This is a genomic window from Streptococcus oralis, assembly GCF_001578935.1.
GTDB lineage: Bacteria > Bacillota > Bacilli > Lactobacillales > Streptococcaceae > Streptococcus > Streptococcus oralis_R.
The window spans coordinates 577,530-602,023 of sequence record NZ_KQ969521.1; the positions used below are offsets into that span (position 1 = coordinate 577,530).

Genomic DNA, 24,494 nt, shown 5'->3' on the forward strand with positions numbered 1-24,494 from the left:
CCTGAAAAACCAAAATATTGATAAGATTGAAGAGCGTATTAATGACCTCTTCTTTGAAAATGCTGGTTTGGTTGAGCAAGATGCTACTTACTTGTCTAACGCCCGTCATATTTCCTTGATTGAAAAGGCAGTCGAAAGCCTGCAAGCTGTCAACCAAGGATTGGAACTGGGAATGCCTGTTGATCTACTGCAAGTAGACTTGACTCGCACTTGGGAAATTCTCGGAGAAATCACTGGTGATGCAGCTCCAGATGAACTCATCACCCAACTCTTTAGCCAATTCTGTTTAGGAAAATAAGAAAAATCCATGATCGTTCATTCGGTCATGGATTTTATTGTCTTTATTAGTAATCTGGTCTAAGGACTCCTGTTACAGTTGCCTTGGTCGCTTCGTAATCGCCGTCTACGACAACCTTGATAATGCGTTTGGCATCTTCTTCTGGTGTTGGAACTAGAGGTAATCGAGTTGGTCCAGCTTCAAATCCCATGTAGTTCAAAACTGCCTTAACTGGAGCAGGACTTGGATAAGAGAAGAGGGCATTGACTTTGGGAATAAATTGCCGTTGAATAGCTGCTGCCTTTTGAATATCGCTTTCCGCAATAGCAGTCAACATCTCGTGCATCTCATCTCCATTTGTATGGGATGCAACAGAGATAACCCCATCTGCACCAAGGTTCATGGCATGAAAAGCATCTCCGTCCTCACCCGTATAAATCAAAAACTCATCTGGTTTGTGCTCAATCAAGTAAGCCATATTGGCTAAGCTGGTACATTCTTTAACACCAATGATATTTGGATGGTCAGCCAAACGAAGCATGGTTTCTGGAGTCAATTCGACAACCACACGCCCTGGAATGTTATAAATGATAATAGGCAAATCTGAGGCATCCGCAATTGCTTTAAAGTGCTGGTACATTCCTTCTTGTGAAGGTTTATTGTAGTATGGCACGATTGCAAGTCCAGCTGCAAAACCACCAAAGTCCGCTACTTCCTTGACAAACTCAATGGAGTCTCGTGTATCATTGGTTCCGACCCCTGCAATCAGAGGAACACGACCAGCTACAACCTTTTGAACAGCAGCAAAAATTTCCAATTCCTCATCATGGGTCAAGGTCGGACTTTCAGCAGTTGTTCCAGCTAGCAAAATGCCGTCTGTATGATGGGCCAATAAATGCTCAATCAAGGCAGGAATAGCCTCGAAGTTAATGGAACCATCTTCATGAAACGGGGTGATAAAGGCAGTAATCATTTTACAATTTTTCAAATCCTGATAAGACATGGTGATGCTCTCCTTCTAGTTTATTTTGGATACAAAAAGGTGCTGAGATACCTCCCAGCACCTAAAGTTTGCTTATTTTAATTCAAATTTCAATTCAGCTGTTGGACGAACCAAGCCACGTTCGTGAAGAGTTTCTGCAATTTGAACAGAGTTCCAAGCTGCACCTTTAAGAAGGTTATCTGAAACAACCCACATGTGGATACCTTTTTCCGCATCCAAGTCCTTGCGGATACGTCCAACAAAAGTATCCCGTGAACCAACCGCATTGATAGCTTGAGGATAGATTTGATGCGCTACGTCATCCTCAAGAACAGCACCTGGGAAGGCTGCGATAGCGGCTTTCACTTCTTCGATTGGAGCCACTTCTTTTGTTTCGATATAAACTGACTCAGAGTGAGCTGACAAGACTGGAATACGCACACATGTTGCTGAAACGGCAATGCTGTCATCTTCCATGATTTTCTTGGTTTCCTTGGTCATCTTCATCTCTTCATAAGTGTAGTCGTTATCTGTAAAGACGTCGATTTGTGGAAGAGCGTTGAAGGCGATAGGATAGTGTTTCTTATCACCACCTGAAGGCAAGATTTCCGCATGCAAGTCACGTGGATTCACACCATCATTCAACACTTCACGAAGTTCACGTTGTGTTTCAAGAATCGCTCCCATACCCGCACCGGAAACCGCTTGATAGGTTGAAACGATGATACGATCCAAGCCCCACTTCTGACGAACAGGCTCCAAGGCCACCATCATTTGGATTGTTGAACAGTTAGGGCAGGCAATGATCCCGTTGTGGGCATCAAGAGCATGGGCATTGACCTCTGGAACAACCAAAGGAACATCTGGATTTTGGCGGAAATAAGAAGTGTTATCCACCACTACTGCTCCAGCTTTCACAGCATAGGGAGCATACTTAGCAGAGGTTGAACCACCTGCTGAGAAGAGGGCAATATCAACACCCTCAAAAGCTGTCTCAGTCGTTTCCTCAATGGTAATGTCTTGGTCTTTAAATTTCAAGGTCTTGCCTGCTGAACGCGCAGAAGCAAGGTAACGAATTTTATCAATTGGAAGAGTGGATTCTTCCAGCATTTTAATCATTTGAGCACCCACAGCACCAGTGGCACCAACAACAGCAACTGTATATCCCATAATCAAACCTCTTTATAAGAATTTTCTAAAAATTTTCTAATGCCCCTATTATACTACTTTTTTAACCAATTGAAAAGTTTTTTTGTACATGCTTTTGAAAATAAAAAAGTCTCTGGCACAAAACCAGAGACTAAGAGGCATCTTCATGTGATGAGCAGGTTCACACAACTCATCAAGGTCCGCTCCTGCGTTATGACCTCCTTATGCTCAATAGCAGTCCGAAGACTACCTATCGACTCATCGCATCTACTATTCTACTAGATAGGGGCACTTTTGTCAACAGCCAAAACGCTTTAACTTCATTTATACAGATAGATAAGAAAAAACCTTGGTCTCCCAAGGTCATTTTACTTCTATCATGCTAATTGCCGGGATTGAACCGGCGACCTCATCCTTACCATGGATGCGCTCTGCCAACTGAGCTAAATCAGCTTACCTAAAAAGTATACTATAGTTCTATGTTCTTGTCAAGCGCTCTCTTTTAATTTTTAGAATGAAAAAAGCTAGATTTAGCAAGAATCTAGCTTATAAACTTCTTATCTTGTTAGATCGATTCGCTGTCCTAGTTTACCAATCAAAATCGCACCTACGATAAGTGATGCAAACTCACCAATTCCAGTAGAGAACCATGTGAAGAAGAAGGGAGCTTCTGTCAAGATATGAAGTTCAGCTGCAATGGTAATCATTGAAATGGAGAAGAGAATTGAAAAGAAGAAATGATCTTTTCGAATCAATCCGTTAAAGAGGTAATCTTTGCTGTATTTTGCAAAGAGCCATACACCTAGACTTAGGAAAACTAGGGTAGAACCTCCACCGACAAAGACATCTATTAGGCCAAAACTACTAAATAAATTAGCAATCATACATCCAAGAGTCACACCAATGATGTATTTGGGATTGTAAAAGGCCATAAAATTCATCATCTCAGAAATACGAAACTGATAAGCTCCATAGCTAATGGCATTGAGCGGTGGGGTGATGGTCAAGACGACATAAATAGCAGCCACAATGGCAATTTCAGCCACATCACGAACAGTTAATTTTTTCATTGTTTCTCCTTTGGCGGTTATCCACGTAAAATATGCTTGGTGAAAGAAGTTAAGCACCAAGGGTTGAGATTATCAACCCTATCAGTATAGCACAATATATAACTTTATGCTATACTAAAATCATGAAAAAACTAATAAAAGCTTTCTTTGATAACGAAATCCTCTCCTACCTATTTTTTGGTGGTGCTACTACTCTGGTTTCTATTGTATCACGTTTGGTTATTTACCATATCAGTCATCAGGAAATCCTCGCAACTGCCCTCGCAAATATTATCGGGATTCTCTTTGCCTTTCTCACAAATGATACAATCGTCTTTAAACAAGAGAGAAGGAATTGGCCAACCCGCCTGGCTAAGTTTTTCTTAGCTCGTCTTTCTACTCTTGGTCTTGACGTTCTTTTAACTTATATCTTTGTTACAACTTTTCCTGATATTATTGGCCAGTTTGTCGAATTTAATATAGATAGGGTTAATACGATTGAAACTATCCTAGCGCAAATTTTGATTATCATTTTAAATTATGTTTTCAGTAAAGTTTATATTTTCAAAAGGTAGGATCTGAGCATTAGACTTGCATTCCCTCATCTTTTAAGATATAATTAAGAGAATTTTTTTGAAAGGAAAAAGAAAATGTTAAAGGATCTTAAAGAATTCTTGCTTCGTGGTAATGTTGTCGATCTTGCTGTCGGTGTGATCATTGCCTCTGCTTTTGGTGCCATCGTGACTTCTCTTGTCAACGATATCATCACTCCACTTATTTTGAACCCAGCTTTGAAAGCTGCGAACGTTGAGCGTATTGCAGAACTTTCATGGAATGGTGTTGGTTACGGTAGCTTCTTGAGCGCTATCATCAACTTCCTTGTAGTTGGTACTGTTCTCTTCTTCGTTATCAAAGGTATTGAAAAAGCTCAAAGCCTTCGTAAAAAAGAGGAAGTGGTTGAGGAAGCTCCTGCTGGTCCAACTGAACTTGAAGTTCTTCAAGAAATCAAAGCTCTTCTTGAGAAAAAATAAAACAAATAAAGGATTTAGCATAAAGCCAAATCCTTTTTTTCTTTACTCTTTTGGTAATTTCCCAGCCTTTTCTAGCATCTTCTTGATAAGATAAGGCATTTTGACATTTTCACGGCCTTTTTTCTCAATGAGCTTTTTGACAAATTCTGGCATCTGAAGGTCGTCTGTCTCCTCCATAATATCCTTAGTGGTTGCTGACGGAGCTAGCTCATCAAAGGTTTCTTCTTCTGGGAGAAATTCCTTAAATTCTTTTTGTTCATTGGCTCTTACAGTATCAACTAAAGCATCAATTAAACGAGAGTCTGTGTTTGGCATAGGTGGACGATGGTAGGTTACACCTAATTCTTGACACAAGTCATAACATTCTACATCGTTGTCAAAGAGGACTTCGATATGCTCACTAATGAAGCTAATCGGGACAAAGATGTAATGCTCTGGATGTTGCTTTTGTTCTCGCAAATATTCTAAAACATCTGGCTTGATCCAAGGAATTCCAATATCGCTTTCGCTCTGCCAAGTATTGGTATACTGGTCGGTTGTTAGGCCGAGCTGTTCAGCAATGAGCTTGCTATTATCGAAAATCTGGTCGATATATGGATCTCCAAAGTCCAAGGCAAAAATGGGGACGCTATGGGCTGAAAAGATTACCTTGAAGGATTCTTCTCCTACATCGTCTCGTAAAATTTTTCCAATCTCATCTGTCCAGAAGTCCAGCAAAGGCTGCTCCTGATACCAGTCCTTAATGACCCAAAAACGAATCTGTTTACTTTCTAAGAATTTCTCATACCCCATAACCGAATAGAAAGAATAATGTGGCTCAAGGATTAAGCAGATACATTCTTCAACGCCATCAGCTTCCATCTGCTTGATTACGTCTGGGATAAAGGGGCGAGAAAACTTATTGGCAAAGTAGATACCGTACTCCTCCCCTAAACGTTCTCTTACTAAAGCAACTTCTTCCCTTGTAATCCGCTGCAAAGGCGTCCCACCGATAAGGACGTAGTTGTCATAGAGGGTCTGTATCTCATGGTTTTTGGGTCTAACTCCACGACGAATGTTTGTAAAAAATTCTGCTACTCCTTCAAAACTAATCTCCTCTGGAGAACCAAAGGTCATCGTTAATATAGCTTTTTTCATGTTATCATCCTTATGATATTATTTTCACTATCTATTCTATCATGAAAGACAAAAATAGTAAACGTTTCCGACGTCTACTATTTTTTTTGTTCTTTTGTCTTTCTATCTCGTCTCATGATTAGGATGATAACGACAAGGAGTAAAATAACGATAATCAGGAGAAGAAAGGCAAGGATATAAATCCAATGCGTTGGTAGCCCTTGGTCAAAATAGCGTGTTCCTACTGCTTCCCCACTTTTATCCTGGGATGCTTTTACTGGTGCATCCGTTATTTTAGCTAAGAGGATATGTCGTCCGTTTGTAATATTAAGGAAACAGGTGCTTAACAAAACAATCTTGTCCGTTGAAGTCAAGGAAACATCACGCTTGTACTTTGCCTTGCTCAGCAGATATTGATAGTAAGCCTGATGTTCCTCATCGTTGGAACTCAAGGTTCGATAAATCTCCGTATCATAGGCATCTACTTCTAAAATCCCAAATATCTCAAGACCACGTTCACGACCATTGTAGTAGATAGAACCATAGCGATGCTTTTCAAAAAAATCTTGATCCGCAAATTTTTGAATCTCCCCAAACATAGCACCAGAAGCCATGGAGTGACCATAGATGATGGTATTAAAGTCTGTAAAGTTAGGATTAAAGCGATAGTCGAGAAAAATAGAGCCCGTCACCGCATAATCGCCAAAAGCATTACGATCTAGATACTTGATGTTATCCCGACTTTGCAGGAGCGGATAGTCGACCTTGGTCCCATCGATGCTAATCCAACCACAAACATCTTGATTAAGATGTTGGAGAGTTTCAAATCCTGTACTTGAAGCATCCTTTTCAATGGGATTGTAGTGATCATAGTCACTAGCAGCCACTGATCGCCAGCCCACAACTGCCAACAAACAAAGTAGAAAAGGCACTAGAAAAAAACGTCGTTTGGAAGGGGATTTTGCCATTCAGGCACTCCTTTCTCTCTATTCTCTAAAAAGGAAAGAAGGCGGGACAATAAACCGCCTTTTTCCTATTCATCCTTAGTCAGTAGGGATGGTTCCTTTATGACTTTCGCGCCTCTCTTCTACGACGTAAGATCAAGTAGAGAATGATGAGCAAGAAAATCAATAATAAGAACAATACAAACAAAATGATATACCATATCCATAGAGGGATCGATGAGAGGAAACGTCCAAATGACGAGTCGTCAAAGACACTATACGGGAATGGTTTTGCTTTTTTAGTATGGAAGGTATTTTGGGGAACGGTGTCTGTGATCTTTGCGACCACGATATGACGCCCGTTGGTCACATCTAGAAAGCAGGTGCTGAGCAGGATGATACGATCACTCGGTGAGAGTGAGATATCCCGCTTGTGCATGGAAACTGAGAGCAGGTGGTCTAGATAGGCCTGCTGGCGGTCCTCACCCTGTATTCCTGGATCATAGATGTTAAAGTCATAGGCATCGACCTCTAGCATCTCAAAGATTTCGATCCCCTTTTCTACACCATTGTAGTAAATACTCCCATAACGATGCTGGTCAAAATAGGTCGCATCTGAAAATTTTGCCACGTCTCCAAACATGACGCCATTTTCCACGTGGTGGCCATAGATGATGGTGTTAAAATCATCAAAGTTGGTACTATTTCTCGCATCAAGAAAGATAGCACCTGTCGCTGCAAACTCACCCTTGGAGTCCTTGTTGAGATACTTTTCATTGTCCTTGGCTTGTACTAAAGGATAGTCGATATTGGTACCATAGACATTGATCCAACCGAGAACTTCGGGGTTGAGTTCTTGAAGCTTGCTGAAGCCTGTAAAACTAGCCAGCTCATCCTTTTGTGTCGGAGCGACTGGCCGATAAGCCTCATACTCGCTAGAAGAGGCTAGTGAGTAGACTTGGTTGGAATCCCAAAGAGCGTAAAAACCAAAGAGAAATACTAGCGCTGCCAACAAGAGCAGCAAGTGATTGATCACCCCATCTATAGCCAGAACGAAACGCCTAGACAGACTCTTTTTTGGTTTCTCACGCTTGGTTTTCATCATCTATCCCCCAACCGTTTAGGCTTCTCTACGTTTTTTAGACAAGACAACAAATCCAGCCAAACCAAGACCAATCATCAAAATGAATGGAAGGTTGTCAATTAAGAGACCAGTAGGGGTAACGTCTTGGTATGTATTGGTGATAGTGTTGTCATTTGGTTTTTCACCTACAAGAAGATTAGTCAATGAGAAGTCAGTTGCTTGAGTACCCTGTTGAGTTTTATCAGCTCCATTTTCTTGCCATGATGCTGAAGCGGTGTAACCAGGTGTTCCTGATTCAACTAAGGAATAACGTGTACCTGCAGGAAGAGTTGCAAAAACAAGGGATTGATCATGATGAAGTGTAAACTCCTTTGTTTCTCCATCTCTAAACTCGAAATCTTTTTCTCCTACTTTACCTCTGAAAATACCCGTTTCATCAGTAGACCCTTTTTTGAATGTGATTTTGAAAGTAAAATCTTTTGTCTTACTCGCAAGATCTCCAGAAATCAATTTTTTAATGACAAGTGAATTCGCTTTAGGATTTACATGATCTGGATTAGGATTATTTGGAGTAGGATCATTAGGGTCTGTTATCTTACCTGCGTTTTTACGGTATGTATTAGTAAATAAATCAAAAGTGAAGTTAAATGTTTTACTTGTTTCTGAATTTTTCTTTTCTGTGGTAGCTGAACCATTTTTTACCGTTTTAAAATAAACAGTTGAAATATAAGTACCTTGCCCATTTTTCTTATTTTTAACAAAAACATGCATTTCATACTTGCTTTCATCAAATTTCATTTCATCTATGGTTTGGTTATCTTTGGTGATTGCAGTCCATCCTGTTTTAGCTTCAGATACGTCATATACATATTCACCAGCATATTTGTAGGTAATATCTTTAAAAATATTATCTGATTCTTTTTGAATATTTGTTTTACCTGCTTCCAAAGCATCATCTTTCCCATATGTAACAGTTCTATCAGGAATGTTTGTTACATCTACTATAGGAACAGTTTGTGCATTTGGAACTCCATCAGCATCTACCTGCTTAGGCTTAAATTGGAAACTAAAAGTTGCATTTGGTGTTGTAACTCCTTCAGCGATATTCAATGTTTTACGAATTGATACTCGAATATCTGTGTCGGCAGTTGGCGTGTTTACAACAGTATCCGCAAATGTTGGCACTCCTCTAAACACCGACAAGGCTGTGAGGGCCGCAACGCTTGCAGTGACTAACTTTTTCAAAAATGTTTTTTTCATAAGTTTTCCTTTTTTTATCTTTTATCTTTTCTATTTTCTTTTATCTCTTGCATCAAAAGCCTCGTCTTCTGAGAACGGTGACGACCTTTCCTTGGGTATCCTTTATGGGGATAGTCCCAAATGCCCGACTATCTACTGCTGTTGTTCGATTGTCCCCTAGGACAAAGAGTTGTCCGGGTGGCACCTTTATCGGAAAGGTAATTCCTTCCTTATAGAGCAGGGTTTCCTTATAGATGTCCTGCTCTTGTTGAGGCGAGCCATTGATGATGAGACCGTTTTCGTTTATATCGATGGTGCTTCCTTCTGTCGCGATCACGCGCGCCACCCTCTCCTTGCCCTTGTAGCTATAGACTAGGAGATCACCGACCGAGTAGCGTTTGTCCAGCCGATAGTAGACCACAAGGTCCCCATCTTTGAGGGCTGGTTTCATGCCATCGTCATTGTACCTGACTAGGCCAAAGACTAGGTAGTAGAGAGCCACGAGTACGACTGCGACCATGAGGAGCTTACTGACTAAGTAGAGGACATCTCCCCAGACACTCGGTGGAGACTTATCCCTGTTGACCTGCGCCACGGTTTTGGTTTTCTTTTTTCCTAGCAGCATTACTTCCTCCTATTCACCACGAGATGACCGAGAAAGATGGTAAAGAGGAGCCCTGATAAGGGAAGGATGATCCCTAACATCAGTTCGCTACTCAAGAAATCCACGCCAGTCTCAGGTATACTGTTTTTATCGTTAGTAACCGTTGCGGCCTTATCAGCATCAAGGGTTCCTTCTTGATTTTCATAGGTAACTTGATAGCCACGTGAAGATTCAGCTTGCTCTTCGACACGATAGTGGGCACCAAGAGGAAGGTCATAGAGGGTTGGGTGTTGATTTCTCTTGAGCTCGAGGGTGAGCAGTCCATCCTTGACCATCACTTTTTCGATTTTGCCATTATTATTAACTTCATACTCCCCATTCAAGGGTTGATTCTTGGCATCTGTAAGGCGGACGTCGACTTTAAAGGACTGCAAGAGATTGGCAAAGACACCAGTGACTTTTTTGGTGATAGACAGACGGGGCAGACGGCGGTTGGTAACAGTCGTTTGCTTATCGTCATCCAGTGTCCCTTCTTTGCTGCTATCATACTGGACATCATATCCGACTCTTGACTCTGCATCTTCTTCCACCTTGTAGTGGGCATTTCGCGGTAAATATTTTAGGTCTTCACTATGCTCCCGTAAGAGACTGATCTGCGCTTTCCCGTTGGTCACTTTCACTTTTCCAAAGGTACCATTAATTGGTTGACCGTCTGCATCTGTTAGTTCGATATTGATCTTAAAGCCTTTGTTGCGGATGATGTTATTGCCTTTGGCGATTTTGGTAACTTTAAGGGTCGGGAGTTGACGATAGACGACTTTAAAGGATGGCTGTTCTGCTGTGCCTGTCTTTTCTACTTCGACCGTGTAACCTGGAGCTTCTGGTGGTTTGACCTCATAGTCATAGCCTCTCGCTACCTTGTCAAAGCTTGCATTTCTTAGTCTAACATCTTGCCTTTGGGCAGTGCTTGTTCGATAGTTTTCTTTATCAGGGCCTCCGTCCTTGCCCTTTTGGACGAGGGTGAGTTGGAGGTTTTCAGGTTGCGGTGCATGAGGGACGGTACCATCTGTCACACCTTTCCACTCAACCTTTACAGGTATAGTCAGAGGTCCTCTTGGACTAAAGGTTGGTTTTTCCTTATACTGTACTTCCTTGGTCTGTGTGCTTCCCTTACCGTAAGAGTAGGTGACCTTAGCACCTTTATTGGAGTAGAGCTTGGTAGCATCTCCTCCCTCGGCATCATCTGCTGTGACGGTCTTGTCCCCCGCACTGGTATCGTCTGCCTCTTGGGTCGAGGTGACTCTAAACTTGAGTGCGTACTTGACACTATCATCTAAGATATAGTCGGGGTTAAACTTAGCTGTGACTTCTACCAGACCAGCATCGTTCTTTTTGGTCTCTAGAGTGACCTTATCTGCTCCCAGAGTTTCTTCCTGTCCATTTTCGACCTTGACAACGCGGATATGAGAGGCGTTATCTGGCAATAGCTTGACATACTTGGAGAGAATATCCGTGATGGTCACATGGTGAATCCCCAAAGGAAGAATCTTCTTGGTGATTTCCTTGAACTGCTCCTGCAACTGATTTTCATCATTGGCAAAAAAAACTTCATTGGGGATATTTCCATTATAATTACTGATATAGGATTTCAAAGTTGAGATACTATCCGTTGAGTTGGAATAGCGAAACTTAACAGAGTAGAAGCCGTCCACCTTTGGAGCAATTTCTTTTGAAACTTTATCTGTCTCTTCATTTAGAGCTCTTTCAAACCAATCTGGAGCAGTTTCAGTGACTCCATCCTGATTATTATAGTTATAGATAGTATAGCCATTACTATCATAATACATATTGGCAAATCCATCTGATAGAAGGATAACAACTTTTTTGGCGTTGCTTCGAGCTGTTCCCAGCAACTGATTTGCCAACTGCATCCCAGCTGTAATATTGGTACCTGTACCAATGCCAGCTTCATTCCCTAACGAATATCCTCCTGCTATCGCCATATTACCGGCTGCATATTTAGCGTTACTAGCGTTAGAATCCCAACCTAATATGGTGTTAGCGTCGTCGTAGGTGTTTATCCCTGAATAGTATCCTGCCCAGTATGGCCAATACCTATATGTGTAACCATAATACGAATACGAATCCGAAACATAACCAACTCTTTGATTATCTATCTTCCCTCCAAACCCTACAATCGCTAGTCGGTTATTGGGTTTAGACAAAATCGAGTCAATCAAGCCTTGTCGTCCGTTTGTTCCTGTCAAGGTATTTTTGAGAGACTGGATACGGCTAACCATGCTACCACTGGCAGTTTGGACGTCTGTCTTATTCATACTCCCCGACAGGTCCGCGACCAGTACTACATCCAAAGGGTCAGACTGGATTTCTGATCCCATGGTCGAGGTGATGTCCAGAGAGAGTTCGTATTCATCTGTCTTTCCCTGTACAGGCGTCAGTGTTTTATGAATAGTAGTGAGTGGTTCTGTGGAGCCATCTGCTCGCAAAAGTCCCATCGGGGCGCACAAAAACAGGGTAGCTAGTAGTGTAGCCAATCGAAGCCCCCACATTCCTACACGTTTCCCCATCTTTTGAAAGTTCATGATATCCTCCCTATTCCAATTTTATCATAGTTATTTTATCAATATAATAGATTTGTCCATTTATTATAAATCAAATAATAATATAAGTCAAATAATATGAGTCTATAAATCACTTTTTTAATCAAAAATTAGTATGATTCCTCTTTTTTTTCCTTTTTCTCTGTGGTACAATGGAAAAAATAATAGAAGATTTCTTAAGGAAACTAGTCTCTCACTCGTGAAAACGCTTCAATCAGATTGTATAAAACTGAAATATTCTGTTTTTTCAATTTTTCCACAATTTAATCTTTGGCAGACTAGAACTACTATGAAATCAAAAGGAGTTTTATGATGACTTATCCTAACTTACTGGATCGTTTTTTGACCTATGTCAAAGTAAACACTCGCTCCGACGAGCACTCTACTACTACTCCAAGCACGCAAAGCCAGATAGACTTCGCGACCAATGTCCTCATCCCTGAGATGAAACGTGTCGGTCTGCAAAATGTCTACTACCTACCAAACGGTTTTGCCATTGGAACTTTACCCGCTAACGACCCTTCCTTGACTCGCAAGATTGGTTTCATCTCTCACATGGATACCGCTGACTTTAATGCCGAAGGTGTCAATCCCCAAGTCATCGAAAACTACGATGGTGGGGTCATTTCACTAGGCGACTCTGGCTTTAGCCTTGATCCAACCGACTTTGCTAACCTTGCTAACTACAAAGGGCAAACTCTGGTCACGACAGACGGCACTACCCTTCTAGGTGCCGATGACAAGTCTGGTATTGCTGAGATCATGACAGCCATCGAATACTTAACAGCTCATCCTGAAATCAAACATTGCGAGATCCGTGTCGGCTTTGGCCCAGATGAGGAGATTGGCGTCGGTGCTAATAAATTTGATGCAGAGGACTTTGACGTTGACTTTGCCTATACTATTGATGGTGGCCCACTGGGTGAACTTCAGTACGAAACCTTCTCAGCAGCTGGGGCTGAACTCCATTTCCAAGGGCGCAATGTTCATCCTGGTACTGCTAAAGGTCAGATGGTCAATGCTCTTCAGCTAGCCATTGATTTTCATAATCAACTGCCAGAGAATGACCGACCTGAACTGACAGATGGTTACCAAGGTTTCTATCATCTCATGGATGTGTCAGGTAGTGTCGAGGAGGCGCGTGCAAGCTACATCATCCGTGACTTTGAAAAGGACGCCTTTGAAGCCCGTAAAGCATCTATGCAAGCCATCGCTGATAAGATGAATCAAGAGCTTGGGAATGATCGCGTGACCTTAACTCTGACAGACCAGTACTACAATATGAAGGAAGTCATTGAGAAAGACATGACGCCTGTTAACATTGCTAAAGCTGTTATGGAAGATTTAGGGATCGCACCAATTATCGAACCTATCCGTGGTGGAACAGATGGGTCTAAGATTTCCTTTATGGGAATTCCAACTCCAAATATCTTTGCTGGTGGCGAAAACATGCACGGACGCTTTGAATACGTCAGTCTAGAAACAATGGAAAAGGCAGTTGATACCATTATCGGAATCGTTTCATACAAAGACTAGAAAAGCTAGATACAAACGAAATCATGGAGATTTTTAGTCAATAATTCCATAACAAAAGGCACCCTATTAAATGTTCAAAAATCTTGATAGGATGCCTTTTTTAGGTATTTAAAATTTTTGGAGGTTCTTTTGCATTATGCGCTTGGTTGAGTTGTGGTTTCTGTCTTTTCTTTTTCTTCTATTGTAGAAATAGGAGCCCCTTTCAAAAGAGTGAGTAGTTTTTCAGCCTCTTCCATGATTTGGTTATTGCTCAGTGTTCCGAGCAATAGGCTGTTTTTAAGACCGAGCAAGGTTTCTTCTGCATTGGCTTTTAGACTTGCATCACTCAGTTCTGATAGGAGTTGCTCTGCTTCCGTGAGTTTGGCAGTTACTTTTTCCGTTTCAACTTGTGGTTCCTCCGGCTCTGCTGGTGTTTCCTCTTCTTCCTCATCTCTTGGCTCTTCACCCGGAGCAAAGTTTTGGTCTCTGGTCGGTTTACCTTGGACATGATCGCTCGCATTTCCCCAACCATCATTTGAAGTTGGGCGATCATCTGGATGCTCGACGTAGTACTTGATAGTCGCAAAGAGATCCTCTAGAGTATAGCCATTTGGTGCCTTGTAGGAGTGATCGTCAAACCAAGCAAACTTGATATTGTGGTAGTGATCCTTATGAGGAATGATGAGATTGCCATTTTTAACCGCTACCGTATGCTCAACATTATATGGTAAGCGAACGAGTGGGATACGTTTTTCTCCTGTCACACGATTGTAGATAGCTTCTGCACTTTCTCCATCTGGATTTGCCTGAGCTGCAGCATCTGCAGATGGTGGGAGGATTCCCTTTTCCTTGGTATAAGCTGCCGCCTCCGCCTTTTCCTTGGCAGAAAGACTATCCTTACCAATCCAGTGACTGTGTCCCATATGTGGTGTCACATAGGCATCTCCCTCATCACTGATAATGTCACGAGCATCAAAGATATAACCATCTGAGGTTGTATACTTATCTGCTAACTGAGCCATACGTACTTCCTCTTCGCTGTATTCGATTTGTGCATTTGGCTTGCCAAGGCGTTCTGGATGTAGAACGGGTGCTAGGAAGGCAAGGACATCATCTACCAACTGTACCTTATCACTTGATTCATCATTGAGACGGGCAAGAAGCTGATCCAATGCTTGGAAGTCCGTCAAACGTCCCTTGTTTTCAAGTAGTTTTTGGTGACTTTCTTCCAAAAGATGGTAGACTTTATCATAGAATTCTTGATCTCTTGGAGATACACCTTCTTTTTTAGCTGGCAATTCATGGCTCAGATTTTCTTGAGTTGCTAGTTTTTTATCAAGTGCTGCTACAGTTTCGGTTGTCAAATCTTTGGCAAGAACATAGCGAGTTCCTTCTTTGTTCTCTACCACATAACCATCTCCAATCTTTCGAATAACTGTCTGAACCAGTTGTTCCTCTACTGGATTGATAGGTGTTGGCATCGGTTGAGGTGTTGGGTTTGGAACTGGCTGAGGATGTGGACTAGGAAGTGGGGTTAGAGGACGCTCTCCTGGAACAACTGGAGCTTGTTCCCCTTTCAAAGGAATCAAGCGGGAGATTCTTTCTTCCAAGGCAGACATTTGCGAGTACATGATAAAGTGGTAATGATCGCCATGCGGTACTGCAACTCCCTTTGCCGTTCGTCTTGTGATCTGTGCAGGGTCAAAGACCAGACCATCTGATTCTACGTGTCGTTTGGATAAAGGCAGAGCGTAGAGTTCCTTTAAGAGACTCGTAATATCTTCGCTCTGACTCGGTTGACCATCACTTTCGTTTAGTCTTGGATTCACAGGAGCATTTGGAGAGACTAATCCTCCGTTATTCGTAGATGGTGTCCAGCCAGCCTCTCTCTCTCCGTCATTTCCGCCAGAATTGCGGTGGGAATTTACTCTAGAAGGCTCTGTCCGGCCACCTGATAAAAAGGCTTGGGCTGCTGCCAATTCACTTGCAGAAAGATCACTCTTTGGAATATAGTGAAAATGATCTCCATGTGGTACGATGTAGGCATCTCCTGTGTCCTCTATGATATCTGACGCATTAAAGATATAGCCATCATCTGTCGTGTAGCGACCTTGTGAGCGAGCCAGAGCAAGGGCGCTATCCGTAGTCGAAGAGCCTCCTCCATGATTTTCCCTATGACTATGTTCCTGTCGTTGGCGATTGATTTCATCCTTGGTTCGGATATTTTCGGTTTGGGATGGATTGGACAGATAAACATAGTATTTTCCATTGACCTTGATAACATAGCCACCCTTGATTTCATTAACGATGTCTTCATTCTTTAGTTGGTAGTTGGGATCCTTCATCAGCAATTCTTCGCTGATAATAGCATCATAAGGCACCTTACCATTGTAGTAATGGTAATGATCCCCATGGGAAGTCACGTAGCCTTGATCGGTGATTTTGATGACAATTTGCTCCGCATTGATCCCTTCACGCTTGCTGACTTCATCTGGTGTCAAGCTTTCCGCTTTCTGGGCTGGTTGCTTCTCGTCAACATAAGACACTCGGTTATTTTCCTTGACCGTACGCGCCTGATAAAGTCCTAATTCATAGGTACAAACGCTCAAAAGTAGAGCTACAGCAGAACCTGCAAGATATTTTTTATTGATTTTCATAAATTCCTCATTTCAATTCATTTGCCAAGATAGTCATATTTTCTTCTAAATTTTCCAGATAAGTTTGGTCATTTTGTGGGTCTGCCTCTAAAGGATTGAGTGTTTTCAGTCCCACACCTGTTGATTTGACCAGTGTTTCTGCCACTTTGGATGAGGCATTACTTTCTGTGAAAATCGTTTTCACCTTGAAGGTTTTGACAAATTCTTGGATTTCAGTTAATTGCCTTGCATTGGGTTCCTGCTCAGGAGAAATCCCAGCAATCCCCAACTGATTTAGCCCAAATCGTTTCGCTAGATAAGAAAAGGCTGTGTGTTGAGTGACGAAGGTCTTTTGTTGAACTTTTTCAAAAACAGGCTGGAACTTCTTGGTCAACTCTTGTGCTTTTGCGATAAATGCTTTGGCATTTTTTTGATAGATATCCTTGTGTTCGCTATCCACCTCAGACAATTTATCCGCAATAATCTGTGCTTCTTCTCCTGCTTTTTCTGGATCCAACCAAGTGTGAGGATCATAGAGTGTTTTCTCATCAATCCCATCACCAACCTCAACATCCTCAAGACCAGATACACGATCCAAGGTCATGCCTTCAGACGCCTCTAAGACTCGTACCTTAGACTTTTGCAAGTTGGGATCTAAACTTCCTGCCCAAGATTCTAAGGTTCGTGAATGATAGACAAAGACATCCGCGTCATAGATAGCTGCAATGTCGTTTGCCGATGGTTCAAAGGAATGAATCCCGGTGCTAGACTGAATCATCCGTACATCGTTCAAATCTCCAGATACCTCTTTAACCATGGCATAGATGGGATAAAAGCTAGTTACGATTTTCATCCCTTTGCTCTGCTGACTCTCCTTCTGACCACAAGCAGCCAAAACGAAAACGAAGGCGATTAGGAGAAAATAGACAATTGATTTTCTTTTCATAAAAACTCCTTAACTAGTATTTAACTATTTAATTAACCAGTAAATATTCTACACCCATTATCTCCTTATGTCAAGATGTTTTTTCTATTTTCAAGTATCTCAATCATCCATGACACAAGTTCCATTCATACTAATAGACTGGGATAGTTGATTCATTTCAATACTCTTTTAGAAACTTCATTTCAAACGGATACAGGCTCTTTTACTAAACAAACTTGTCTCTTTATCCCATTTTCAAACACTTCATTCCTTTTTTGATTAACTGGTTAATATTCTACCCCTAATTTTACAACTTGTCAAGAATTTTGTGAACCAGTTAACTATTTTTTTGAAATCTCTTCATTTTCATCTCCAAACACAAAAAATCCCTGCAACTGAGTTGCAAGGACTTTTCGATTAATCAAAATTAACGTATTCTTTTTGAAGTTCAAGAACTTCTTCCATTGTTGAGCATTCTGTAAGGGCACGGTTTGCGTACTCTTCCATCTTAGCTGTATCGAGTTTCTTCATCAAGCTACGTGTACGAAGTACAGATGTTGCAGACATAGAGAACTCATCCAAGCCCATTCCGACAAGAAGTGGAACAGCTTGTTGGTCACCAGCCATCTCACCACACATACCAGCCCATTTACCTTCAGCGTGAGCTGCTTTGATAACGTTGTTGATCAAACGTAGGATAGATGGGTTGTATGGTTGGTAAAGGTATGAAACTTGTTCGTTCATACGATCTGCTGCCATTGTGTATTGAATCAAGTCGTTTGTACCAATTGAGAAGAAGTCAACTTCTTTAGCAAATTGGTCTGCAAGCATTGCTGCTGCTGGGATTTCGATCATGATACCAACTTGGATATTATCCGCAACTGCAACACCTTCAGCAAGAAGGTTTGCTTTTTCTTCGTCAAAGACTGCTTTCGCTGCACGGAATTCTTTCAAGAGCGCAACCATTGGGAACATGATACGCAATTGACCGTGAACAGACGCACGAAGAAGGGCACGGATTTGAGTGCGGAACATAGCATCTCCAGTCTCAGAGATAGAGATACGAAGGGCACGGAATCCAAGGAATGGGTTCATTTCGTGAGGCATATCGAAGTAAGGAAGTTCCTTATCTCCACCGATATCCATTGTACGAACAACAACAGGTTTACCGTTCATTCCTTCAAGTACAGCCTTGTAAGCTTCGTACTGCTCGTCTTCTGTTGGGAAGTCTTGAGAATCCATGTACAAGAACTCTGTACGGTAAAGACCAACAGCTTCAGCACCGTTGTCATTGACACCTTCAACGTCTTTTGGAGTACCGATGTTGGCAGCCAATTCAAAGTGTTTACCATCAGCAGTTACTGTTTGTGCGTCTTTCAAGAGCGCCCATTCAGCTTTTTGTTTCGCATAAGCTTCACCAGCAGCCTTGAATTCTGCCGCTTGCTCATCAGTTGGGTTGATAATAACCTCACCTGTGATACCGTTAACGGCAAGAATATCACCGTCTTTAACGATTTCAGTAATGTTGTTTGTACCCAGTACTGCTGCAATTTCAAGCGTACGCGCCATGATAGCTGAGTGGCTTGTACGTCCACCAATGTTGGTTACAAAAGCTTTTACAAAGTTTTTGTCCAATTGAGCTGTATCAGACGGTGTCAAGTCATGCGCAATCACAATCACTTCTTCATTGATAGAAGCTGGGTTTGGCAATTTCTTACCAAGGAGGTTTGCCAATACACGTTTTGTCACGTCGCGGATATCCGCTGCACGTTCTTGCATGTATGGGTTGTCTTCCATACCTTCAAAGATAGTGATAAACATGTCTGTTACTTCTTTCAGACCTGCTTCTGCATTCACTTTCTTGGCACGGATTGTTTCTTTGATCTGGCTGATCATTTCTGGGTCAGCCAGAACCATTAAGTGAGCGTCAAAAACTTGAGCAGCTTCTTCACCGAGCGTACCTACTGCTTTCTCACGAATAACAGAAAGCTCGTCTTGTGATGCCTGTAGAGCGGCATCAAGGCGAGCTTCTTCTGCGTTTGTATCTTCGACTGTAATAGTCTCAAATGACAAATCCGGTTGAACGAGTAGATATGCTTTTGCAACTGCAACACCGTCAGATGCTGCGATTCCTTTAAGCATTTCTGTCATTTTCCTTATGCCAATCCTTCTTTTTCCATAGTTTCAGTGATAGCAGCGATTGCGTCGTCAGCATCTGCACCTTCAGCTGAAATTGTAACGTCAGCACCTTGGCCAACACCAAGACTCATAACACCCATGATAGATTTAAGGTTTACTGATTTACCTTTGTATTCAAGAGTGATATCTGAAGCAAATTTGCTAGCTGTTTGAACCAACAATGTTGCTGGACGTGCGTGAATACCTGTTTCTGCCACTACGTGGAAATCTTTAGAAGCCATAGTTTGACTCTCCTTTAATTGTTTCTTTTTTGAGTTACATGTGATAACCCTTACAATTTTATATTATAACATCTTCTAGGATATTTTTCAAGTATTTTATTGACTTTCTTCTATTTCCTTTCTGATAACTTGCTGAAAATCTTCTATTTTTCTTACCGAGATACAGTATATAGTTTTTTTGTTTTGATAAACTTTGATAGTTCAATGAAAAACTAATTTTACACTCTGATAAAACACTATATATTGTGTCTTTGTTTTGAAACTGTAACTTTTTAGCACAAGATTTAGTTTAAAAAGTTTGACAAAGTTTTTTTTTCTGATATACTAAGAAAGTAATCTATTTTGAAAGAGGAGTTACAGAAATGGTAACCGTTTATTCTAAAAATAACTGCGTCCAATGTAAAATGACCAAACGTTTCTTGGACAGCAACAATGTCGCTTATCGTGAAATCAATCTTGATGAACAGCCTGAGTATATCGATCAAGTCCGTGAACTTGGTTTTAGCGCTGCTCCTGTTATCCAAACACCAACTGAAGTCTTTTCAGGCTTCCAACCAGGAAAACTGAAACAATTAGCATAATCTTAGTACATCATCCAGAAGAAACTCGCTTCTAGGGCTAACTTAGAGGCCTTTCTTTTGTAATTAGATAAAGGAAATTTTATGGGATTAAAACATCTTGAGGACGTAACTTACTTCCGTCTCAATAACGAAATCAACCGTCCTGTCAATGGACAAATCATGCTCCATAAAGATAAAGAAGCCTTGGATGCCTTCTTTAAAGAAAATGTGGTTCCAAATACCATGGTTTTTGATTCAATTACTGATAAAATCAACTACCTCATTGAACACAACTACATCGAAACTGCATTTCTCAAGAAATACCGTCCAGAGTTTTTGGAAGAACTGCATCAATTTATCAAAGACCAAAACTTCCAATTCAAGTCATTCATGGCAGCCTACAAGTTTTACAATCAGTATGCCTTGAAGACTAATGACGGTGAATACTACCTTGAAAGTATGGAAGACCGTGTCTTCTTTAACGCGCTTTATTTTGCTGATGGAGATGAAGCCATTGCGACAGATATCGCCAATGAAATCATTCACCAACGTTACCAACCTGCTACGCCTTCCTTCTTGAATGCTGGTCGTGCTCGTCGTGGGGAGTTGGTTTCCTGCTTCTTGATCCAAGTAACGGATGATATGAACTCAATCGGACGCTCCATCAACTCAGCCCTTCAACTTTCGCGTATCGGTGGCGGTGTGGGAATTACCCTTAGCAACCTGCGTGAGGCTGGCGCACCGATCAAGGGTTATGAAGGGGCGGCTTCTGGTGTCGTACCGGTTATGAAACTTTTTGAAGATAGCTTCTCCTACTCCAACCAACTCGGCCAACGTCAAGGAGCTGGAGTTGTTTACCTCAATGTTTTTCACCCTGACATTATTGCCTTTCTTTCAACTAAGAAAGAAAATGCCGATGAAAAAGTTCGTGTCAAGACTCTTTCGCTTGGTGTCGTTGTTCCAGATAAGTTCTACGAATTGGCTCGTAAAAATGAAGACATGTACCTCTTTAGCCCCTACTCAGTGGAGCTTGAATATGGTGTGCCTTTCAACTACATCGACATCACAGAAAAATACGATGAATTGGTGGCCAATCCAAACATCCGCAAGACCAAAATCAAGGCGCGTGATTTGGAAACTGAAATCTCTAAATTGCAACAAGAATCTGGTTACCCTTATGTCGTCAACATTGATACGGCTAACCGTGCAAATCCTGTTGATGGAAAGATTATCATGAGTAACTTGTGTTCTGAGATTCTTCAAGTTCAAGAACCAAGTCTTCTCAATGATGCCCAAGAATTCCTGCAAATGGGAACCGACATCTCATGTAACCTGGGATCAACCAACGTGGTCAACATGATGACCTCACCTGACTTTGGTCGTTCGATCCGTGCTATGGTTCGTGCTTTGACGTTCGTTACAGATAGTTCCCACATCGTAGCTGTTCCTACTATTGATAACGGAAACAGCCAAGCGCATACCTTTGGTCTTGGTGCTATGGGGCTTCACAGCTACCTTGCCCAACAACTCATCGAATACGGATCACCTGAGTCAATTGAATTTACAAGCATCTACTTTATGCTTATGAACTACTGGACCTTGGTTGAGTCAAACAATATTGCGCGCGAACGTGGTATCACCTTCCACAACTTTGAAAAATCAGACTATGCTAACGGTAGCTACTTTGACAAGTATGTGACAGGCGAGTTTGTTCCAAAATCAGACCGTGTTAAAGAACTCTTCAAAGATGTCTTTATCCCAAGTGCTGCTGATTGGGCTGAACTTCGCGAAAAGGTTCAAGCAAATGGTCTTTATCACCAAAACCGTCTAGCTGTTGCACCAAATGGTTCTATCAGCTACATCAACGACGTTTCTGCTTCTATCCACCCGATTACACAACGTATCGAAGAACGTCAAGAGAAGAAAATCGGTAAGATCTACTACCCTGCCGCAGGCTTGTCTACAGATACCATTCCTTACTACACTTCTGCTTATGACATGGATATGCGTAAGGTGATTGATGTTTACGCTGCTGCAACAGAGCACGTGGACCAAGGGCTTTCACTCACCCTCTTCATGCGCAGTGACATTCCAAAAGGCCTCTACGAATGGAAGAAAGAAAACAAACAAACGACTCGTGACTTGTCAATCCTTCGTAACTACGCCTTTAACAAGGGCATCAAGTCTATCTACTACGTCCGTACCTTTACAGACGACGGTGGAGAAGTCGGTGCCAACCAATGTGAGAGCTGTGTGATTTAATTTTTATCTGAGGCAACCACATTTTCTCAGACTACTGATTAAGTTACCCGCCAGACAAAACTTGATAAGTATCTTAAATACTATGAAAAACTAAAAAGTCGGTCTTCCGACTTTTTGTGCGATACTCTTCTCAGACTATGATAAAATAGAGATGATTCGACAATCGCATTATTACATACAGAAAGAGATTTCAAATGGAAACTTACTACAAAGCCATTAACTGGAATGCCATCGAAGATGTCATCGACAAATCAACTTGGGAAAAGCTGACAGAGCAATTCTGGCTCGATACGCGTATCCCCTTGTCAAATGACCTAGACGACTGGAGAAAACTATCAAACAAAGAAAAAGACTTGGTTGGAAAAGTCTTTGGTGGTTTGACCCTTTTAGATACCATGCAATCTGAAACAGGGGTTCAAGCGCTTCGCGCAGACATCCGTACACCGCATGAGGAAGCTGTTTTCAACAACATCCAATTTATGGAATCTGTCCACGCAAAATCCTATTCTTCTATCTTTTCAACCTTGAATACCAAGGCTGAAATCGAAGAAATCTTTGAATGGACCAACACTAACCCCTACCTTCAGAGAAAAGCTGAAATTATCAATGAAATCTACCTCAATGGTAGCCCTCTAGAAAAGAAAGTTGCCAGCGTTTTCCTTGAAACCTTCCTCTTCTACTCTGGTTTCTTCACCCCACTCTACTATCTCGGTAACAACAAACTGGCCAACGTTGCGGAAATCATCAAACTGATCATCCGTGATGAGTCTGTTCATGGTACCTACATTGGTTACAAATTCCAACTTGGTTTCAATGAATTGTCTGAAGAAGAGCAAGAAAAACTGAAAGAATGGATGTACGACCTGCTCTACACTCTCTACGAGAACGAAGAGGGCTATACAGAGAGCCTCTATGACGGTGTTGGCTGGACTGAGGAAGTTAAAACCTTCCTTCGTTACAATGCCAATAAAGCTCTTATGAACCTCGGACAAGATCCTCTCTTTCCTGACTCAGCAGATGACGTCAATCCAATCGTTATGAACGGAATCTCAACAGGAACTTCTAACCACGACTTCTTCTCTCAAGTCGGAAATGGTTACCTCCTTGGTGAAGTTGAAGCCATGCAAGACGAGGATTACAACTACGGCTTAGATTAATTTGACCAATCATTCAAAATATCATGGTTTGTTTAAAACAACCATGATATTTTTGTTTTTGTTTTATTTTGTTTTTTTCTATTTGATTGATTGAGCGTTTTATGGTAAGATAATAATAGTAGAAATCGAGGTGATAAGGATGCTAAAGCAAGAAAAACTAGATAGTATTCTAGAAGCAGTAAACACAAAAGGCACTATTACTGTAAAAGAGATTATGGAGAGTCTTGATGTATCAGATATGACAGCTCGCCGCTATTTACAAGAATTGGCAGACAAGGATTTGCTGGTTCGTGTGCACGGTGGCGCTGAAAAACTTCGTACAGGTTCTCTCTTAAACAACGAACGCTCAAACGTTGAAAAACAAGGCTTGCAGATTGCTGAAAAACAAGAAATTAGCCGTTTTGCAGGGCATTTGATTGACGAAGGTGAAACTATTTTTATCGGGCCGGGAACAACCTTGGAATGTTTTGCTCGTGAGCTCCCAATTGATAATATTCGTGTTGTAACAAACAGTCTTCCTGTTTTTCTCATCCTAAACGAACGAAAACTAACAGATTTAATCTTGATTGGTGGAAATTATCGCTCTATCACTGGTGCTTTTGTGGGAACACTCACCTTGCAGGATTTGACCAACCTTCAGTTTTCTAAAGCTTTTGTAAGTTGTAATGGTATTAAGGATAAGGCAATTGCTACTTTCAGTGAAGAAGAGGGCGAGGTACAACGAATCGCCTTGAGCAATGCCAATAAAAAATACTTACTGGCAGACCACAGTAAGTTTAATAAGTTTGATTTTTACACTTTTTACAATATCTCAGAGATTGATACCATCGTTTCAGATTCCAAACTGAGTCAGGAGACATTTGAAGAACTGTCGAAACAAACAACCATTCTTTTATCAAAATAAAAATTCCCCTGCCTTTTGG

General features: G+C 41.4%; 20 protein-coding genes, 1 tRNA gene, 1 pseudogene and 1 riboswitch. Of the genes and pseudogenes, 8 read left to right on the forward strand and 14 right to left on the reverse strand.

The window, feature by feature from the left end; genetic code table 11:
* A pseudogene (locus tag SORDD15_RS10450) lies at positions 1–298 on the forward strand (hypothetical protein); the annotation flags it as partial.
* A 46-nt stretch (positions 299–344) separates the two neighbouring features.
* Here SORDD15_RS10450 and dapA read toward each other — a convergent pair.
* The 4 genes from dapA to SORDD15_RS02895 form a co-directional block, all read right to left on the reverse strand.
* On the reverse strand, positions 345–1,280 hold the full coding sequence (gene dapA / locus SORDD15_RS02880; RefSeq protein WP_061414154.1) for a 4-hydroxy-tetrahydrodipicolinate synthase: 936 nt from the start codon (positions 1,278–1,280) through the stop codon (positions 345–347).
* Between the two features lie 72 nt (positions 1,281–1,352).
* The gene (locus SORDD15_RS02885) at positions 1,353–2,429 is read right to left on the reverse strand and encodes an aspartate-semialdehyde dehydrogenase (RefSeq protein WP_049489680.1); all 1,077 of its coding nucleotides are present in this window, start codon (positions 2,427–2,429) and stop codon (positions 1,353–1,355) included.
* 359 nt (positions 2,430–2,788) lie between these two features.
* Positions 2,789–2,861, reverse strand: a tRNA-Thr gene (locus SORDD15_RS02890).
* 104 nt (positions 2,862–2,965) lie between these two features.
* Entirely contained in the window at positions 2,966–3,478 is a 513-nt protein-coding gene (locus tag SORDD15_RS02895) for a QueT transporter family protein (RefSeq protein WP_061414156.1), read from the reverse strand.
* A riboswitch (PreQ1 riboswitch) is annotated at positions 3,476–3,572 on the reverse strand. (Overlaps the previous gene by 3 nt.)
* 28 nt (positions 3,573–3,600) lie before the next feature.
* Here SORDD15_RS02895 and SORDD15_RS02900 point away from each other — a divergent pair.
* Both SORDD15_RS02900 and mscL read left to right on the forward strand, forming a co-directional pair.
* The gene (locus SORDD15_RS02900) at positions 3,601–4,032 is read left to right on the forward strand and encodes a GtrA family protein (RefSeq protein WP_061414158.1); all 432 of its coding nucleotides are present in this window, start codon (positions 3,601–3,603) and stop codon (positions 4,030–4,032) included.
* Between the two features lie 75 nt (positions 4,033–4,107).
* Entirely contained in the window at positions 4,108–4,488 is a 381-nt protein-coding gene (gene mscL / locus SORDD15_RS02905; RefSeq protein ID WP_061414160.1) for a large conductance mechanosensitive channel protein MscL, read from the forward strand.
* Between the two features lie 42 nt (positions 4,489–4,530).
* On the opposite strand, the gene hemH is transcribed toward mscL, so the two are convergent.
* The 6 genes from hemH to SORDD15_RS02935 form a co-directional block, all read right to left on the reverse strand.
* Positions 4,531–5,625 carry a ferrochelatase gene (hemH, locus tag SORDD15_RS02910; protein ID WP_061414162.1) on the reverse strand — a complete coding sequence of 365 codons (1,095 nt, stop codon included), beginning with the start codon at positions 5,623–5,625 and terminating at the stop codon, positions 4,531–4,533.
* 77 nt (positions 5,626–5,702) lie between these two features.
* The gene (gene srtB / locus SORDD15_RS02915) at positions 5,703–6,572 is read right to left on the reverse strand and encodes a PI-2 pilus system class B sortase SrtG2 (RefSeq protein ID WP_155718768.1); all 870 of its coding nucleotides are present in this window, start codon (positions 6,570–6,572) and stop codon (positions 5,703–5,705) included.
* A 97-nt stretch (positions 6,573–6,669) separates the two neighbouring features.
* Positions 6,670–7,650 (reverse strand): PI-2 pilus system class B sortase SrtG1, encoded by a 981-nt coding sequence (gene srtB, locus SORDD15_RS02920; RefSeq protein ID WP_061415640.1) that lies wholly within the window; start codon positions 7,648–7,650, stop codon positions 6,670–6,672.
* Between the two features lie 18 nt (positions 7,651–7,668).
* Complete coding sequence (locus tag SORDD15_RS02925; RefSeq protein WP_061414165.1) at positions 7,669–8,892, reverse strand: DUF7601 domain-containing protein; 1,224 nt, start codon at positions 8,890–8,892, stop codon at positions 7,669–7,671.
* Between the two features lie 52 nt (positions 8,893–8,944).
* On the reverse strand, positions 8,945–9,496 hold the full coding sequence (gene lepB, locus SORDD15_RS02930; protein WP_061414166.1) for a PI-2 pilus system signal peptidase SipA: 552 nt from the start codon (positions 9,494–9,496) through the stop codon (positions 8,945–8,947).
* Entirely contained in the window at positions 9,496–12,078 is a 2,583-nt protein-coding gene (locus SORDD15_RS02935; protein WP_061414169.1) for a DUF7601 domain-containing protein, read from the reverse strand. Before SORDD15_RS02935 ends, lepB begins: the two co-directional genes overlap by 1 nt.
* Before the next feature lie 330 nt (positions 12,079–12,408).
* Here SORDD15_RS02935 and pepT point away from each other — a divergent pair, with 330 nt between their 5' ends.
* Positions 12,409–13,632 carry a peptidase T gene (gene pepT, locus SORDD15_RS02940; RefSeq protein WP_061414172.1) on the forward strand — a complete coding sequence of 408 codons (1,224 nt, stop codon included), beginning with the start codon at positions 12,409–12,411 and terminating at the stop codon, positions 13,630–13,632.
* 134 nt (positions 13,633–13,766) lie between these two features.
* Here the strand turns inward: pepT and SORDD15_RS02945 are convergent, their stop codons facing one another.
* The 4 genes from SORDD15_RS02945 to SORDD15_RS02960 all read right to left on the reverse strand — a co-directional run bounded on the left by SORDD15_RS02945 (position 13,767) and on the right by SORDD15_RS02960 (position 19,592).
* Positions 13,767–16,268 carry a pneumococcal-type histidine triad protein gene (locus tag SORDD15_RS02945; protein WP_061414175.1) on the reverse strand — a complete coding sequence of 834 codons (2,502 nt, stop codon included), beginning with the start codon at positions 16,266–16,268 and terminating at the stop codon, positions 13,767–13,769.
* Between the two features lie 7 nt (positions 16,269–16,275).
* Positions 16,276–17,193, reverse strand: a complete 918-nt coding sequence (locus tag SORDD15_RS02950; RefSeq protein ID WP_061414179.1) for a metal ABC transporter solute-binding protein, Zn/Mn family — start codon at positions 17,191–17,193, stop codon at positions 16,276–16,278.
* 396 nt (positions 17,194–17,589) lie between these two features.
* Positions 17,590–19,323 (reverse strand): phosphoenolpyruvate--protein phosphotransferase, encoded by a 1,734-nt coding sequence (gene ptsP / locus SORDD15_RS02955; RefSeq protein WP_041170815.1) that lies wholly within the window; start codon positions 19,321–19,323, stop codon positions 17,590–17,592.
* A gap of 5 nt (positions 19,324–19,328) precedes the next feature.
* Positions 19,329–19,592, reverse strand: a complete 264-nt coding sequence (locus tag SORDD15_RS02960; RefSeq protein ID WP_000146948.1) for a phosphocarrier protein HPr — start codon at positions 19,590–19,592, stop codon at positions 19,329–19,331.
* A gap of 362 nt (positions 19,593–19,954) precedes the next feature.
* Between SORDD15_RS02960 and nrdH the strand changes: the two genes are divergently transcribed.
* The 4 genes from nrdH (at position 19,955) to SORDD15_RS02980 (ending at position 24,475) form a co-directional block, all read left to right on the forward strand.
* Positions 19,955–20,173: a glutaredoxin-like protein NrdH gene (gene nrdH / locus SORDD15_RS02965; protein WP_061414181.1), complete on the forward strand. Its 219-nt coding sequence runs from the start codon at positions 19,955–19,957 to the stop codon at positions 20,171–20,173.
* Between the two features lie 81 nt (positions 20,174–20,254).
* Positions 20,255–22,414 carry a class 1b ribonucleoside-diphosphate reductase subunit alpha gene (gene nrdE, locus SORDD15_RS02970; protein ID WP_061414184.1) on the forward strand — a complete coding sequence of 720 codons (2,160 nt, stop codon included), beginning with the start codon at positions 20,255–20,257 and terminating at the stop codon, positions 22,412–22,414.
* 194 nt (positions 22,415–22,608) lie between these two features.
* Entirely contained in the window at positions 22,609–23,571 is a 963-nt protein-coding gene (gene nrdF, locus SORDD15_RS02975; RefSeq protein WP_061414187.1) for a class 1b ribonucleoside-diphosphate reductase subunit beta, read from the forward strand.
* Between the two features lie 139 nt (positions 23,572–23,710).
* The gene (locus SORDD15_RS02980; RefSeq protein ID WP_061414190.1) at positions 23,711–24,475 is read left to right on the forward strand and encodes a DeoR/GlpR family DNA-binding transcription regulator; all 765 of its coding nucleotides are present in this window, start codon (positions 23,711–23,713) and stop codon (positions 24,473–24,475) included.
* The last annotated feature ends 19 nt before the right edge of the window (positions 24,476–24,494 follow it).

Bases quoted from the DNA above. Each gene is read 5' to 3' on its own strand.
- dapA (WP_061414154.1), bottom strand. From the start codon at position 1,280: ATGTCTTATCAGGATTTGAAAAATTGTAAAATGATTACTGCCTTTATC.
- SORDD15_RS02885 (WP_049489680.1), bottom strand. From the start codon at position 2,429: ATGGGATATACAGTTGCTGTTGTTGGTGCCACTGGTGCTGTGGGTGCT.
- SORDD15_RS02895 (WP_061414156.1), bottom strand. From the start codon at position 3,478: ATGAAAAAATTAACTGTTCGTGATGTGGCTGAAATTGCCATTGTGGCT.
- SORDD15_RS02900 (WP_061414158.1), top strand. From the start codon at position 3,601: ATGAAAAAACTAATAAAAGCTTTCTTTGATAACGAAATCCTCTCCTAC.
- mscL (WP_061414160.1), top strand. From the start codon at position 4,108: ATGTTAAAGGATCTTAAAGAATTCTTGCTTCGTGGTAATGTTGTCGAT.
- hemH (WP_061414162.1), bottom strand. From the start codon at position 5,625: ATGAAAAAAGCTATATTAACGATGACCTTTGGTTCTCCAGAGGAGATT.
- srtB (WP_155718768.1), bottom strand. From the start codon at position 6,572: ATGGCAAAATCCCCTTCCAAACGACGTTTTTTTCTAGTGCCTTTTCTA.
- srtB (WP_061415640.1), bottom strand. From the start codon at position 7,650: ATGAAAACCAAGCGTGAGAAACCAAAAAAGAGTCTGTCTAGGCGTTTC.
- SORDD15_RS02925 (WP_061414165.1), bottom strand. From the start codon at position 8,892: ATGAAAAAAACATTTTTGAAAAAGTTAGTCACTGCAAGCGTTGCGGCC.
- lepB (WP_061414166.1), bottom strand. From the start codon at position 9,496: ATGCTGCTAGGAAAAAAGAAAACCAAAACCGTGGCGCAGGTCAACAGG.
- SORDD15_RS02935 (WP_061414169.1), bottom strand. From the start codon at position 12,078: ATGAACTTTCAAAAGATGGGGAAACGTGTAGGAATGTGGGGGCTTCGA.
- pepT (WP_061414172.1), top strand. From the start codon at position 12,409: ATGACTTATCCTAACTTACTGGATCGTTTTTTGACCTATGTCAAAGTA.
- SORDD15_RS02945 (WP_061414175.1), bottom strand. From the start codon at position 16,268: ATGAAAATCAATAAAAAATATCTTGCAGGTTCTGCTGTAGCTCTACTT.
- SORDD15_RS02950 (WP_061414179.1), bottom strand. From the start codon at position 17,193: ATGAAAAGAAAATCAATTGTCTATTTTCTCCTAATCGCCTTCGTTTTC.
- ptsP (WP_041170815.1), bottom strand. From the start codon at position 19,323: ATGACAGAAATGCTTAAAGGAATCGCAGCATCTGACGGTGTTGCAGTT.
- SORDD15_RS02960 (WP_000146948.1), bottom strand. From the start codon at position 19,592: ATGGCTTCTAAAGATTTCCACGTAGTGGCAGAAACAGGTATTCACGCA.
- nrdH (WP_061414181.1), top strand. From the start codon at position 19,955: ATGGTAACCGTTTATTCTAAAAATAACTGCGTCCAATGTAAAATGACC.
- nrdE (WP_061414184.1), top strand. From the start codon at position 20,255: ATGGGATTAAAACATCTTGAGGACGTAACTTACTTCCGTCTCAATAAC.
- nrdF (WP_061414187.1), top strand. From the start codon at position 22,609: ATGGAAACTTACTACAAAGCCATTAACTGGAATGCCATCGAAGATGTC.
- SORDD15_RS02980 (WP_061414190.1), top strand. From the start codon at position 23,711: ATGCTAAAGCAAGAAAAACTAGATAGTATTCTAGAAGCAGTAAACACA.